This window comes from Rhizobium sp. GW821-FHT14E12 (assembly GCF_058803745.1).
In genome coordinates this window covers 598,574-613,278 of sequence record NZ_JBXAPH010000002.1, presented here as the reverse complement: position 1 = coordinate 613,278, position 14,705 = coordinate 598,574, and the positions used below count along the sequence as shown (strand labels likewise).

Here is a 14,705-nt window from a genome sequence, read left to right as displayed (position 1 = left end):
AAATTCCTCCCTGTGAGGCCTGATCAGTTCTTTTTACGGATGCGAAGGGCCTGGTATGGCTTGCCCGGCAGTTCGACACCAAAGGCGGCGTCCGGCTTGCCGCCGCGCACGATCGCGCCGTGCCGCGTAGGATGCGGGATCGGAGCGTCCACTTTCCTTGCCGGGGTAACGGTCATCTCCCAGGTATCGATGACGTCGACGTCGTAGTCGGTGCCATCCTTGGGCAGGCCCGTCGACCAGATGACGGGCTGGTGTTCGCCGAGATAGATATAGCTGACATTGCCGTCGCGAGCCCCGGAGACACGCGTCCAGGGCCATTCGCCATAGGCCCCGAGCGGTTCGAGCCCGCCAACGACGTCCTGCTCCAGCAAGTCGCGCAGGAAGCCGATGCGCTTCCATGCCTCGCCGCGCAGTTCGCCGCCCTTGGCCCACCAGATGAGATCCTGCGGATGCGAGTAGGTTTCGCCGTGGCCGGCATAGCCGCCGCGCATCATCGTGAGCCAGAAGCGATGGACGAGCTCCTGCGCCGTCAGGTTGCCCCAGGACTGGATGATGTCGCCTTCATATTCCGGCTCGTCGTTGACGACAGGCTTGCCATAGGCGTCCCGCCATTCCTGCGTCCGCTTGACGTCCCAGTTCTGGATGCAGGTATGGGTGACCCAGGGCTTGCGATGGTCGAAATTCATCGTCTGCTCGCCGTTGTGGATCGATTTCAGATGGCCGTAGGGATCGTTCTCCTCGAGGATATGGAAATAGCGATCCCACTGCGCCATCGGTTTGGTGTCGAGGAGGAAGTCGTATTCGTTGGCGAGCGCCCACCAGACGTTCCGGTAGGCTGCAAGCCGGGCGGCGAGATATTCGACATAGCGGAAATCCTGCTCGGCCGACATGTCGGCATAGCCCCAGCGATCATAGGGATGGAACATGATGATATCGGCTTCGATGCCGAGCGCGCAAAGGGCAGCCACCTGTTTCTCGAAATGCCGGAAGAGAATTGGGTTCGGACGGTCGAAATCCTCTTTGCCATCGGCGCCCTTCTCGAAGCAGGGATAGAGAGGTTCGTTGACGTTGTAGGGATAGTCCTTCGGAAACACACCCATGCGGATCTTGTTGAAGCGTGCGTTCTTCAGCGTCTCAAGCGTCTGCGCCTGCATTTCCAGCGGCTGATGCGTCCATGCATAGCAAGTCGTCCCGACGGAGAGAAATGGCTCGCCGTCCGCATAGGCGAAATGGAATTTGTTGCGCACGCGCACAGGTCCGTGGTTGCCGTCGGACGGTTCTGTGGCGATGAGCGAGCCGGTGTTGCCGTCGAGCTCCGCGGTCTTGGAACGCGTCCTGAAGGACCATTCGCCTTCGTTGTCGGGCATGAAGCGGACGCGATAGATGCCGCCGCCATCGTAGAAGCCGGGCACGCGGACCTCACGGCTGTTCTGGCTGAAAACGGCATCGAATGCCACGTCGAGATAGGGATTACCGCCCGAAGGACCGTTGAAGGCTGCCTCGAAGACGCCCCATTTTTCGACGGTTGCATTGGACATGATGTTCTCCTCGAAAGACTTTGGAATTTGGGGCTCAGCCCTTGACGGCGCCGGAGGTGAGGCCGGAGACGAAGTATCGCTGGAAGATGAGGTAGACGAGCGTTGCCGGCAGGACGGTCATGACGATCGCTGCATTGAGCTGTCCGTAATCGTTGGAAAATTGCCCCTGGAAGGACATCAGCCCCAGCGGCAGCGTCCACATATGCTGGTCCTGAAGAAGTACCAGCGCCATGGCGAACTCGTTCCAGGTGGACACGAAATCCAGGATCAGCAGCGCGGCGAGCACTGGCAGGCAGACCGGCAGGAATATTCGGCGGAAGATGGTGAAGTGGCTCGCGCCATCGATCAGGGCGGCTTCGGACAGCTCCTTCGGAATGCCCTTGAAGAAGCCGTGCAGGATGAAGACCTGATAGGGCACGCCGAAGGCGATGTAGGGCAGGATGACACCGGGATAGGTGTCGATCAGCCCCAGCGAGTTGACGAGCGTAAACAGCGGCGCCAGCATGACCTGAAACGGGATCATCGTGCCGAACACGACGAGAAGCAGCAATGCCTTGCCGGTCTTCAACGGTATCTTTGCGAGCGCATAGGCCGCCATCGCTGAAAGCGCCAGCCCCAGCGGAACCTTGATGACCGTGATGATGGCGCTGTTGAAGAATGCGTTGGCGAAATTGCCACGGCTCCAGGCGTTGCTATAATTCTCGAGGGCGAGATGGGCGGGCGGCATGAAGGCGCCGGTGCCAGTAACATCGGCCTTCGTCTTCAACGATGTGAAGACGATGAACACGAAGGGTGCGACCCAGATCAGCGCGACGACGATGAGTGCGATCCAGAGCCCGATCAGGATCGGATCCCGTCTTGGTTTTCCGATGGTGGCCGTGTCGAAGGTAACAGCAATGGATTCGGCAGGTGCGACGGTCATTGCTCGGTCTCCTCATGCTTCTGAGTCCATCGCAGGTAGGGAACGACAATGGCGATGGTAATCAGCAGCAGGACGACCGAGATTGCCGCGCCACGGCCGAAATCGAAGATCTGCATCGCCTGCGTGAAGGCCCAGAGCGCCAGCATCTGCGTGGATTGCGCCGGTCCGCCGCCGGTGAGGCCATAGACGATGTCGAAGGCCTTAAGCGACGAAATGATCGACAGCACGAGTACGATCGTGATGGTCGTGCGAAGGGCAGGGAAGGTGACGTGTTTGAAGACGGCCCAGCGTCCGGCGCCGTCGATCCGGGCAGCCTCGACCAGTGACTGCGAAACATTCTGCAGTCCGGCGAGGAAAAGGACCATGGAGAAGCCGACCGACTGCCAGAGATAGGCGACGAAGACGGAATAGAGCGCGATGTTCCGGTCGCCGAGCCAGTCCTTGATCCAGCTCTGCAGGCCCATGGATGTCAGCATCTCGCTGAAGAGGCCGAAGAACGGATCGTACATCCATTTCCACATCGTCGCGACGGCAATGGGGGCGATGATGACCGGCAGGTAGAAGATGGCGCGGAACGTGTTGCGGCCGAAGAGCTTCTGATTGAGGCTCAATGCCAGGAGCAGCCCCACCATTGGCGGGAACACCAGGCACATGATGGTCCAGATGACCGTATTCTTGAAGGCGACCCAGAAGACGGGATCGCGCGTGAAGATGTATTGATAGTTCGCAAGGCCGACGAAGGGGCGCTGAGGGTCGAGCCCGTTCCACTTCTGGAAGCTCAATATCGCGACATTGACCATCGGATACAGCGCGAAGATCGCGTAGATCGCTAGTGCCGGGGCGAGCAACAGGAATGCCTGCACGCGGGGGTCATGTGTTCGGTTTCGCAATGACATTTTCATCTGCTCCGGGCGACAGGTGGCTGGCGCGTGGGCTTTTTTGGGGCTCGGGCAACAACCGGCCCCGATGGACAATCGGGACCGGTCAGCGTCCTGGGAGGACTCAGGTCCGGCCTGCGATGAAGGTCTGTAGCTGCTTTGCGGCGTCTGCAGGCTCGATGTTTCCGGACGCGACGTCATTGATCACGCGGAAATATTCGGTTGTGACATCAAGCGGAAACGCCTGATCGCCGTTCATGTAGACCTTGCCGTAGGTCTTGAAGATATCCAGCCATTTGGCTTCAAGCGGCTTCTGATCGGTGTATTGGACGTTCTTGTTGACCGAGATCGAGCTGATCTGCCCGACCAGATCCTGCTGGACCTTGGTTGACAGGAAGTAATCCAGGAATTTCGCAGCAAGATCAGGATCTTTGCTCTTGGTGCTCACATAGTTGTATTCGGCGAAGCCATAAAGGCGGTTGGTGTTCGTCGGGAACGGGAAAATCCCGTAATCGTCGAGGTTTGCGCCGCTGCCGCTCAACTGGCCGACGAGCCAATCCCCCTCCAGCATCATCGCCGCGCGACCCGCAACGAACAGGCTGTAGGATTGCTGATTGCTGATCCCCATGAAGGGCTGAAGCGTGTAGTTCTTGGTCCACTTTGCGAATTCGGTGAAGGCGTCCGTCGCGCAAGGCTCTTTCGTCCAGTCCACCTTCATCGCCATAAGCGCGTCGTGCTTGTCGGCACCGCATTTGGTCTCAAGGATGACGTCCATCAGCCGCATGACGTGCCAGTTGACCGAGCCGCCAAAGGTGAAGGCTGGAATTCCGGCAGCCTTCAGCTTCTCGGCATCTGCAAGGAAATCCTCGTAGGTTTTCGGCTCTTCGGTGATGCCGGCCTGCTGGAACAGCTTCTTGTTGTAATAGACCGCCTCACCCTTGAAGGTGAAGGGGACGCCATGCTTGCCGCCCGGATAAAGGTCGGCGAAAGCGGCCGCCGAGGGGAGGAGTTCATCGCTCCATTTGTATTGCGTGTAATATTTGTCCAGCGGCAGCGACAGGCCGGCTTTCACATATTCGCCGCCAAGACCAAGCCCGGCCCAGCTGAAATAGATATCGGGACCCTTGCTGGAGCCCGCTGCCACGCGAAGAGCGGTCTTGTGTTCATCAACGCCACGCTGGACGATTTCGATATGCGTTCCCGGGTTTGCGGCCTCGAAGTCGGTCGCCACCTTCTTCAGCGCGGTATTGGCGCCACCATTATCGAAATTGAGTGTCCACAGCGTCAGGTCCTGCGCTTTCGCACCGGTCGCCGTCAGGGCAGTCGCAACAATCGCGGCCGCGCCAAAACCTCTCGCATATTTGGAGTTGATACGCATTTTTCCGTCCTCCTCTGAAGAATGCTGAGGGCGGTTTTGGCAAATCACCAGATACATGTCAACTGGTATGATGAGCTCATCATCATTAAGGCAAGAAGAAGGCGTGGAAGCATGCAACGACGACAGTTGCCGAGGCGGCTCCAGGGTCGATGTGACCCAGGGCGCGCTCGCCAAGCCTGGAAGAGCGCCCCTTCGTGGCGATCATATCCTTCGTTGCTTCCATGCTGGTCTGAGCTGCGGCGAGCGCTGCGGAAAAGCATTCTTCGAGTGGCATTCCCTGCTCCCGCGCAGCCTGGCAGGCAGCGGCGGCGGGTGCCCAGACGTCGACCATGGTCTTCTCCCCAACCTCGGCCTTGCCGCGATCCTGGATCCCCTTGGCAATCGCCGCGAATGCAGCGACCATGTCGTCGGCGGTGAGCGATGGCTTGCCTTTAACCGCGGCACCCGCGCGCATCAGGCCGGTTGCGTAGAGCGGGCCTGAGGAGGCGCCGACCGCGTTCAGGAAAGCCTTGGCTGCCGTGTTGAAGACGAGGGTGGGGTCGGTCGTTGCCGAATCCAACTCCGCTGTCGCCTTCGCGGCTGCCGAAAAGCCCAGCTCCATGGCGATCCCGTGATCGGCATCGCCGATCACGCCGTCAAGCTCGCAAAGCCGGTCTCTTTCACGCGTCATCGCCTCCGCGATGAGGGAGATGAGAGATTTCAGATCGTCGGCCGTGATCGTCGTCATTAGAGTGCCTCGCCGGAACGGAACATCGCGCAATCGCAGGGATGATCGATCAGCCGCTGCAATTCGTCATCTAGATGCATCAGCGTGATCGAGGCGCCGGCCATTTCCAGCGACGTGCAATAATTGCCAACCAGCGACAGGTGGATCTCCACGCCCAGCGCATCGAGCGTCATCTTGACCTTGCGCATGATGATGTAGAGTTCCATCAGCGGCGTTGAGCCGAGCGAATTGATGAGCACCGCCACGCGGTCACTCCGCTTGGGCTTCATCTCGCCGAGGATCCTATCGAGCAGTTCGGTGGTCACGTCATCGGCAGGCTTGAGCGGACCACGGGCAACGCCGGGCTCGCCGTGAATGCCCATGCCGATCTCCATCTCGTCGTCGCCGAGCTGGAAGTTCGGCTTCAGCGTCTGCGGCAGCGAGCAGGGCGAGAGTGCGACGCCCATCGTATAGGTGCGGTCATTCGCCCATCGTGCGACCCGTTCCACCTCGTCCAGGCTGTACATCAGATCGCAGGCCGCACCGGCAGCCTTGAAGACGAAGACATTCCCGGCGACGCCGCGCCGGCAGTCCCGTTGGTCGATGGAGGCGGAGGCGACGTCGTCGGTCGTCAACACGGTACGGACTTCGATGTCATCCATGGTAAGCATCTCGGCCGCCATGTCGAAGTTCATGACATCGCCGGCATAATTGCCATAGGCGAAGAGGACGCCGGCGCCATTGTTGACGGCCTTGGCGCATTCGATGATCGGGTCCGGCGGTGGTGAGGCAAAGACATTTCCGACAGCAGCCGCATCCGCGAGCCCCTTGCCGACGAAACCCAGGAAGCTCGGCTCGTGGCCGGAACCGCCGCCGATGACAAGGCCGACCTTGCCCGCGCGCGGGCCGTGCTTTGCCACGATCGACCGCGGCGATCCGTCAATGGCGCGAAGGTGGTTGGGATGGGCGGCCAGCACGCCGGCCAGCATTTCGTCCACGGCCGCCGCGCCGTCATTGATAAGCTTCTTCGTCTTCACGCCAGTCCTCCCGAGCATTGCGATTCTGAAGACTAAGATGCGCGTCTCGCGGGCTAGGTCAATCCGCCAAAGCGATCGAACTGACTGCATAGGGTTCAAGACTGAGAAGCTTGTCCGTCAGTTTATCGGCTGTGCGGAATGAGCTGAGATCGACTTGCTGCGGCGTGTGCGTCACATTCACCAGCAGCAATTGCGGCGCCTTATGCGCTGGCGCAGCGATGAAAGCGAGGATCGCCGCTGGGTCGGATGAGATGCATTCCCGCCATGGACTGCGTGCGAGGCGGGACAACATGGCAATCGTGTTGAAGATCGGGCGTCTGCCGCCGGCTGGAGACGGTTCATCCCTGCCGGCGATCACGCCGAACAGTCCCGTTAGCGCCGAAAGAGTGAGGCATTCCAGGTCGGCATCGAGCACCTTCGCCGCATAGCCGAGCGCGAAGGCTTCAGCGAAACGGCCATTGTGCCGGGGATCCGTGTTGGCCATCGCAATACGGTTGCCAGTGGGATTGTCCATCGTCCGGCTGCCATAGGGGTTCTGACGCATGGGAATGGTGGAGGGGCCGATGCGATAGGGCTTGTCGCTGTAAATAGCACGAACGGAGCGCGTGATGAACGGCAGCGCTTCCAGCGTCTGCATAACGCTCAGATCATCGGCGGCGTGCACGATCGGGTTGGTGCAATGGGTGATGAAGTCGAGCGGTCCGGACGGAACGCGCTTGCGGTTGAGTTCGGTGAAATAGCTGAGCATGCCGCCGCCGAGGCGAATGCCCGGAAAGGCAGCGCGGGCCGCTGCATAGACCTCTTCAAGCGGTGGGCATTCGGGCCATCGGCTGCCGGGAGGGGTTGATTGTCGATCTACGGAGGGGGAGATGACGATCGCATCCGGTTTGAAGCCGGCGGCTTGCATCGAGGCGGCAATCTCCATCGTCTCCGCGAGCGGCGATTGCTTGCACGGCAGAGCTATTTCCAGCGTCGAGGTTCCGGCATTGAGCGCGTCAATGGTGCTGAACGCTCTGAACGCGTCCGCGCCATGGCCGGCATTCGGATCGAAATGAAACTGCAGTTCCTGTGGCCTGATCTCTGCCAGGACATCGCGCGCCGCAAGCGTCGCCTCGGCCTCCTCGGGCGTGATCACGAGACCGATCGCCGGCATTGTCCCACTCTTGGTCCCTTCCGTGATCGTGACGGCTTGGCTGTTTGGCGAGAAGGATGGGGGAGCGTTCAGTGTCTCCCGTTTGTCGTCGATGCTAAGAACGACCCGCTGCTGGACGGGCTGTCCTGTCGGTATTTCGTAGGGCCAGGGCAAAGCGAGAGGACGGACATAGGTCTTGTAGGAGGCATCCGACCAGTTGCGCTGGTCTTCCATCTCGAAGATGTCGCCTTCCATCCCGCATTCCGCCGTGACCTGCGGCATGACGCTATGCGTGATCGCGCGCATATCCTTGAACGGCTGCCATGGCTCGATGAGATCGGGAAAATGGGTATCTTCGCGATGGCCGTCGACATGTTCGACCGAGACCGGTGTGCCGGCGACGCCGACAATCGGATGAAGGATGCAGAAGCCGCAGCGATTGGTCTCAAAGCCGGTTTTGGAGATTGCTTCCGCATCAAAGGTCACAGTGGTTCCGGCTTCAGTGGAGATCTGCACATGGATTTCAAGCGTGGTTCCGTCGGGTGCGGTGCAATGCGCGACGTAACTTAGGGAAAAGGCATCATTGCCTTGATCGATTTTGAGGTTCGCTATGGATGGTGCATAGGTGCCCCAATCGCGGTCCCGCACCAGATAGGAGACCGCCCGCAGCACCTCGGTTCCGTCATAGGTGATCGTGCGGAGATTGCCATCCTTGAAGTCGACGGCAAGCCGGCCAGCGGTCAGCCGTACCGGCGGGATTTCGGTTTCTTGCGTGCCGTAAAGCACAAAAGGATCGACCTCGGTCGTCATCGCAGCATCGCTCCGATGTCGACAGTCCTCCCTTCGGTCGCGCTCTGATAGGCGGCTTCGACGAGGGCGAAGGTCTTCAAATTATCCGCACCGGAGGTCGAGGTTTCGGCGCCGGACGCGAGCCGGTCCGTCCAGTGCTGCTGGATCGCCAGCACGCTTTCCTGGATGTTGTGCCATGGGCGAGACGCCCAGGAAAGAAGCCGCGGCGAAGCATCGGAGACCGTCGTGCCGTTCGGGCCGGTCACCTCGAGACGATAGCCTTGCGAGAGGCGGATCGTTCCTTGCGTGCCATCGATCTCGATCAGCGTCTCGGGAAAGGGCTCCGTTCCGAGTTTGGTCGCATAGCTGACATCGACGATCGATGTCGCGCCGTTCTGGTGGTCGAGCAGGATGGTTGCGACATCCTCGCCCTTGATCTTCGGATTGACCCGTTTGGTGCGGGCGGTGAGCGTCGCAACGTCGCCAAGAATGAAGCGGGCGATATCTAGCGTGTGGATGCCGAGATCCTCGATGATGAAGCGTTCACCTTCGGCAAGGTAAGGCTGGCCGGAGAAGACATCGAAGCCGGAGCGGAAGGAAAAGCGGCCCCAGAACGGTTCGCCGATGGCGCCTGATTGCAGGACGTTTTTCACCGCCTGTATCGGCGTCTGCCAGCGGAAATTTTCGTGCACCATCAGAGGTATGCCAGCGTTTTCGCATGTGCGGACCATTGCTTTGGCATCGCTCAAGGTCTTCGCAAACGGCTTCTGGCAGATGGCCCGGACTTTGTGGGCCGCTGCCATTTCCACCAGTGCACGGTGGCTTTGAACCGTTGTGGCTATATCGACGAAATCGAAGCCACCGTCGGCGAAAAGTGCTGCCGCATCGCTATACCGGCGCTCAATGCCGAACTGGTCGCCGACGATCTTCAGCCGCTCCGGATCGCGGTCGCAAATCGCGATTATATCCGCGCCATTGACGTCCTTCCACGCATGCATCTGGTTGACCGCGAAGAAGCCGCAGCCGATGAGCGCTCCCTTGAATTCCCCCATGTTAGCCTGCCTTTGCCATTTGCATGAGCGTCACGCGCTGTTGCAGACGGCGCTGCGCCTGGTCGACGACCACGGCGATGATGATGACCAGCCCCTTGATGACCATCTGCCAGAAGGACGAGACGCCCATCATAACCAGCCCGTCGGACAGGATGCCGATGACGAATGCGCCGATGATCGTGCCGCCGATCGTCCCGCGTCCGCCCGACATCGAGGTGCCCCCAAGGACGGCGGCGGCGATGGCGTTGAGTTCGAAGCTCTCACCGGTCGCCGGATGCGCGGCCATCAGCTCCGACGAAATGATGATGCCGACGATCGCCGCGCAGAGGCCTGAGAACATATAGACGAAGATCTTCACGACATCGACGCGGATACCCGACATGCGCGCCGCGCGCTCATTGCCGCCGACGGCGAAGATGTGCCGGCCGATCGGCGTCGAGCGGGAAACATAGGCGGCGATCAGCGCGAGAAAGATGAGGATCCAGATGGAAACGGGAAGGCCGAGCAGCCTGCCTGCGCCGAAGACATCGAAGCCGGTGGTGTCGAATTCCGGCCTGCCGACCAGGTTCGGAAAGGTCTGACCGTCCGAGGACAGCAGCGCAAGACCGCGAGCGACGTAGAGCGTTCCGAGCGTGGCGATGAAGGGCGCGACGTTCAGCTTGGTGATGAGCAGCCCGTTGATCAGCCCGATCAAGAGCCCGACGGCGAGGGTGATCAGGATGATCTCGTATATGTTGAAATAGACAGTATATCCGATCGGCAACGCGACGCCGTTGAGGATGAGGGCGCCCGCCACCATGCCGCACAGGCCGACGATGGAGCCGACCGAGAGGTCGATACCGCCGGTGATAATGACAAAGGTCATGCCCATCGCCAGGAAAGCGTTGAGCGCGACGTGCTTCGACATCAGGATCATGTTGGCGGTCGAGGTGAAGTTCGGCGCGAAGATGGCGAAGAAGATGATGACGGCAAAGAGCGCGATGAAGGTTCTGAGCTTCATCAACGTCAGGAGCGCAGAGCCGTTCGACCGTTTGGCCGCAAAAGAAGTGGAGGTATCTGCCGTCATGACGCGAGTTCCCTTGTATGTCCGTGTCCCTTGGCCGAAGCGGCGATGATGGCTTCTTCCGTGGCGTCGCTCCTGTCGAAGACGGCGACCAGCTTGCCGTTGCTGAGCACTGCGATGCGGTCGGAAAGCGCCATGACCTCTTCAAGGTCCGATGTCGAAAACAGGATTGCCAGACCCTTGCCGGCAAGCCGGCGCATGGTGCGGAAGACATCGGCCTTGGCACCGACGTCGATGCCCCGGCTCGGCTCATCCATCAGAAGAACCTTGGGGTCGGTCATTAGCGCCTTGCCGATGACGACTTTCTGTTGGTTGCCGCCGGACATCGACGTCACCTCGAAATCCGGGTTGGGCGCCTTGATGGAGAGATCACGGATCATGTCGCGCGTGGCCTGCTTTTCGGCACCGGCATCGATGTGAAAGAAGCGAGCGAAGCGCCCGAGACTTGCGAGCGTCAGATTACTGGCGATGGATAGCACCTGCACCAGTCCCTCGCGCTGTCGGTCCTCCGGTATCAGCGCCAGACCGCGCCGGATCCGGCGGGTGGTGTCGCGTTCGCGAACCTCGACGCCGTCGATGAAGATCTTGCCGGTCGAATGCATGTGCCGACCCATGACGCATTCGAAGAATTCGCTGCGGCCGGCCCCCATCAAGCCATAGATGCCGAAAATCTCTCCTGCACGTACAGAAAGCGAGACATGGTCGACGGCAAGGCCGCCCGTCGAGCGCGGCAGGCTGATCTCCTCGGCGCGGAAGGCTTCCTTGCCGATCGCATGCCCACCGTCCTTGGCAAAGTCCTTGGCATCCGATCCGATCATCGACCGAACGATCCATTTCGTATCGATATCGCGAACCATCGCCTGGCCGGTGATCTGCCCATCGCGCAGGACGGTGATGTAATCGCCGATCCGCATTAGCTCTTCCAGCCGGTGCGAGATATAGACGATCGCCACACCTTGCGCCTTCAGCTCGGCGATCACCTTGAAGAGAATGTCGACTTCCGCCGCAGACAGTGCTGAAGTCGGCTCGTCCATGATCAGGATGCGGGCGTTGAGCGAGATCGCCTTGGCGATTTCGACAAGCTGCTGCTGCCCGATCGGCAGATCCTCGATCATGGTCTCAGCGTTGATGCCCGCGTCCAGCCTCTTCAGGAATTCATTGGCCTTGGTGACCTGCGCCTTGTGGTCGATCCCGAAGATGCCGTGCGTAATCTCGCGCGTCGCAAAAATGTTTTCGGCGACCGACATGTTGGCAAAGAGGTTGAGCTCCTGGAAAATCATGCCGATGCCGCGAGCCTGTGCGTCGGCCGGGCTGTCGAAATGAACGGCTTCGCCTTCGAGAATGATGCGTCCGAGGGTCGGCCGTTCGACGCCGGCGATGATCTTCATCAGCGTTGATTTGCCGGCGCCGTTTTCACCGACCAGCACATTGACCGCGCCGCGCCGCAGCTCGAGATTGGCGCGCTTGACCGCGACAATGCCGGAATAGACCTTCGATACGTCTTCCAGGCGAAGGATGATGTCGTCCTCTGTCGTGTCGCCCATGCTCATTGTCCCAACGCCAGCGCCGAGGGGGTAATCAGGGGAAGCTGGCCGGATGCGGGCAGCGGATAGGCACCAGTCACTGTGACGGTCTTGCCCACGAGGCCATCGCGCGGCAGGGCCGCGAGGAAGGAGGTGTTTGCCTTCTCGTTGAACGCCTTGCCGAACTGCGCCCATTCGATCTGGTTTCTGAATTCGTTGAAATCGAGGAAATCCAGCGCGTCGCGCAACGCCGTGCCACGGATTGCCGGGCCGATCTGCACCTTCGCGTCCGCCTTGCCGTCGCCGTCCACATCAACGTCGAGGGTTCCGGCGCGAGAGGCCGTATCCGCGGCGACGATCTTGCCGCTGAGTTTGACCGCGTAGGTCCAGGGCGATGAGGTCTGCTTGCGCGGATTTCCGTATTTCGCGCCGGCCTCGTCCGGGTTCGATGCGACCGCCTGCAACACCGTCTTGAAGTCGCCCGTGCGCTTCTCAAGGTCGGGAAGCACTTGCGACTGCCAGATCGCCTCGACCTTGGTCGCGGGATCGAAAGCGGTCTTTGCCGCTTCCGCCGCCTTTTCTTCAGGTGTCGGCGTTTTAATAATCTTGCAGCCAGGCAGCGCTGCGACCAGCATGACGGCCACGACCGCGCCTCTGATCCTCAACATGCAATGCACCTCTATCTCTCAGGAAACATATCCGGAGAGCGTGGGTTTCCCACGCTCTCCGTGGTGCTCGGTCCGCCGTTAGTTTTTCAGCGCGAAGGTCTCAAGCTTGTCGGCATTATCCGCATTGATGAGGACGCAATCCATCAATTGCTTCTCGTCCTTCGGGACCGTCTTGTTCTTGATGTAGGCGTCGGCCTGCACTACCGCGATCTGGGCCTGGGCATAGGCCGGCTGCATCACAGTCGCCTTGATGCCGCCCGCCTTGATCGAGTCGCGCACGTCGTTGGAGCCATCGAAGCCGACGACGATCACGTCCTTGCGGCCGGCGGCCTGAAGAGCAGCGATCGCGCCCATCGCCATGGTGTCGTTGCCCGAGATCACGCCCTTAATATCCGGGTTCGCCTGCAGGATGGTTTCCATCTTGGCGTAGGCTTCGGTCTGGCTCCAGTTCGCCGATTGTTTGGCGACCAGCTTCAGGTCCGGGTAGTCGTCGATGACATCATGATAGCCCTGCGAGCGGATACCGGCATTGGTATCGGCTTCGCGACCGACGAGTTCGGCGTAATTACCCTTCTCGCCCATCAGCTTGACGAACTCCTGCGCGCCGAGCTGTGCGCCCTGGTAGTTGTTGGAAACGATCTGCGCGACGGCGATACCGGTGACATTGATTTCGCGGTCGATGAGGAAGGAGGGAATGCCGGCATCCTTGGCCTTCTTGATGGCGGCAACGGTCGCATCGGCGCCGGCATTGTCGAGAATGATGGCCTTGGCGCCGCGGCCGATGGCCGTGTCGATCATTTCGGACTGCTTGTTGGCATCATCGTCATGCGACATGACGAGCGTGTCGTAACCCAACTCCTTCGCCTTGGCTTCGGCGCCGACGGACTCAGCCTTGAAGAAGGGATTGTCGAAGGCCGGCGTGATGATGGCGATTAGATCCGCCGAGAAGGCAGGTGCGGCCGTGCCCAGGGCAAGAACGCTTGCAAAGGCCGCAAGTGTCAGTCTGCGTGTCAGTTTCATGGTTTCCTCCCAGTTATGAAACAAGCCCTGTTCCCAGCAGGGCAGAAAGGGGAGGACAAGCCCTCCCCAGGATCTCCTCAGGTAATGCGCTGGATGCTGGCTGCGATTTCCTTCGGCTCAAAAACATTTTTCCAATCGTCGCGCATCAGCGCCGGAATGCCGAATTCGATGGCCTTGTTGCAGGCGTCCGAAAACACGCCGTCGACTTCCTTGAAGATGACGGCGCCGAGAACGTTCATGTGACCGAGCAGGAAGTCGCGGGCAGCTTCTTCCGGAACGCCGCGCGCAACGCATTCGTCCATGGCCTGGCGCATCACGACCAGCAGCGACGCGCAGACGGTTTCCGACAGACCTGGCTCGAGCATCGCCATCTGCTCAACCGTGACCCGGTGCGACCGCATGACCGGCGCCCAGATGACCTTGGCGATCTCCTCGCCGAGCGCATAGGCGCTTTCCGGTCCCTGCATCAGCGCGGAAACGATATGCTGCTTGGCAAACAGACCACCGAAATGGTCCTTCTTCGCCTGCATCTCGGTTTCATCATTGAAAATAGGAGGATGGCAGGGATGGGTGACAAAATAGGTGAGATTATCGCGCTGCGGCAGATGGCCTGCGAAGGGAGCGGCGGCATCGAGCGCCACAACCATTGTTCCCGGCTTCAACTTGTCGACGATCCCAGCGGCAACCTTGCCGATGGCGGTGTCCGGAACGGCGAGAATGACGACTTCGGCGTCGTTGAGTGCCTCATCCGCCGGCACACAGGACAGATCGAGATCGTTCTTCAACCGCGCCTTACCAGCGTCACTGACTTCGACATGACGGACATCGAAGCGTGAACCTTTCAGGTTCTTGGCAAGCCGATATCCCATTTTTCCGCCGGCGCCGAAAAGAGCAATTACAGTCATGTTTTCTACCTCGTCCATTTTCAAATCGTGGTATCGCAAGTGGTATGATGAGTCAATGATCATCCCAATATACGGACGGCGATATCTAGTGTTT

General features: G+C 60.1%; 13 protein-coding genes. All 13 read right to left on the bottom strand.

Going from position 1 to position 14,705, the window contains the following annotated elements; all coding sequences use genetic code 11:
* Nucleotides 1-23: 23 nt before the first annotated feature.
* Nucleotides 24-1,538, bottom strand: coding sequence for a DUF5060 domain-containing protein (locus tag AC1RO0_RS11000; protein WP_498592919.1), 1,515 nt, complete (start codon nucleotides 1,536-1,538; stop codon nucleotides 24-26).
* Between the two features lie 34 nt (nucleotides 1,539-1,572).
* Nucleotides 1,573-2,460, bottom strand: coding sequence for a carbohydrate ABC transporter permease (locus AC1RO0_RS10995; protein WP_498592918.1), 888 nt, complete (start codon nucleotides 2,458-2,460; stop codon nucleotides 1,573-1,575).
* Nucleotides 2,457-3,356: a carbohydrate ABC transporter permease gene (locus tag AC1RO0_RS10990; protein WP_498592917.1), complete on the bottom strand. Its 900-nt coding sequence runs from the start codon at nucleotides 3,354-3,356 to the stop codon at nucleotides 2,457-2,459. Before AC1RO0_RS10990 ends, AC1RO0_RS10995 begins: the two co-directional genes overlap by 4 nt.
* 106 nt (nucleotides 3,357-3,462) lie before the next feature.
* A complete protein-coding gene (locus AC1RO0_RS10985; protein ID WP_498592916.1) occupies nucleotides 3,463-4,716 on the bottom strand; it encodes an ABC transporter substrate-binding protein in 1,254 nt (417 codons plus the stop codon).
* A gap of 85 nt (nucleotides 4,717-4,801) precedes the next feature.
* The gene (gene dhaL, locus AC1RO0_RS10980) at nucleotides 4,802-5,443 is read right to left on the bottom strand and encodes a dihydroxyacetone kinase subunit DhaL (protein WP_498592915.1); all 642 of its coding nucleotides are present in this window, start codon (nucleotides 5,441-5,443) and stop codon (nucleotides 4,802-4,804) included.
* Complete coding sequence (locus AC1RO0_RS10975) at nucleotides 5,443-6,459, bottom strand: dihydroxyacetone kinase subunit DhaK (protein ID WP_498592914.1); 1,017 nt, start codon at nucleotides 6,457-6,459, stop codon at nucleotides 5,443-5,445. The genes dhaL and AC1RO0_RS10975 overlap by 1 nt, the downstream gene beginning before the upstream one ends.
* A 58-nt stretch (nucleotides 6,460-6,517) precedes the next feature.
* On the bottom strand, nucleotides 6,518-8,401 hold the full coding sequence (gene apnL, locus AC1RO0_RS10970) for a D-apionate lactonase (protein ID WP_498592913.1): 1,884 nt from the start codon (nucleotides 8,399-8,401) through the stop codon (nucleotides 6,518-6,520).
* The gene (locus AC1RO0_RS10965; protein WP_498592912.1) at nucleotides 8,398-9,432 is read right to left on the bottom strand and encodes a Gfo/Idh/MocA family protein; all 1,035 of its coding nucleotides are present in this window, start codon (nucleotides 9,430-9,432) and stop codon (nucleotides 8,398-8,400) included. Before AC1RO0_RS10965 ends, apnL begins: the two co-directional genes overlap by 4 nt.
* A gap of 1 nt (nucleotide 9,433) precedes the next feature.
* Nucleotides 9,434-10,498 (bottom strand): ABC transporter permease, encoded by a 1,065-nt coding sequence (locus AC1RO0_RS10960; protein ID WP_007697701.1) that lies wholly within the window; start codon nucleotides 10,496-10,498, stop codon nucleotides 9,434-9,436.
* On the bottom strand, nucleotides 10,495-12,045 hold the full coding sequence (locus AC1RO0_RS10955) for a sugar ABC transporter ATP-binding protein (RefSeq protein WP_498592911.1): 1,551 nt from the start codon (nucleotides 12,043-12,045) through the stop codon (nucleotides 10,495-10,497). Before AC1RO0_RS10955 ends, AC1RO0_RS10960 begins: the two co-directional genes overlap by 4 nt.
* The gene (locus AC1RO0_RS10950) at nucleotides 12,042-12,686 is read right to left on the bottom strand and encodes a DUF2291 family protein (protein ID WP_498592910.1); all 645 of its coding nucleotides are present in this window, start codon (nucleotides 12,684-12,686) and stop codon (nucleotides 12,042-12,044) included. The genes AC1RO0_RS10955 and AC1RO0_RS10950 overlap by 4 nt, the downstream gene beginning before the upstream one ends.
* 78 nt (nucleotides 12,687-12,764) lie before the next feature.
* Nucleotides 12,765-13,706: a D-ribose ABC transporter substrate-binding protein gene (locus AC1RO0_RS10945; RefSeq protein ID WP_498592909.1), complete on the bottom strand. Its 942-nt coding sequence runs from the start codon at nucleotides 13,704-13,706 to the stop codon at nucleotides 12,765-12,767.
* Nucleotides 13,707-13,783: 77 nt separating this feature from the next.
* Complete coding sequence (locus tag AC1RO0_RS10940; protein WP_498592908.1) at nucleotides 13,784-14,611, bottom strand: phosphogluconate dehydrogenase C-terminal domain-containing protein; 828 nt, start codon at nucleotides 14,609-14,611, stop codon at nucleotides 13,784-13,786.
* Nucleotides 14,612-14,705 lie beyond the last annotated feature (94 nt).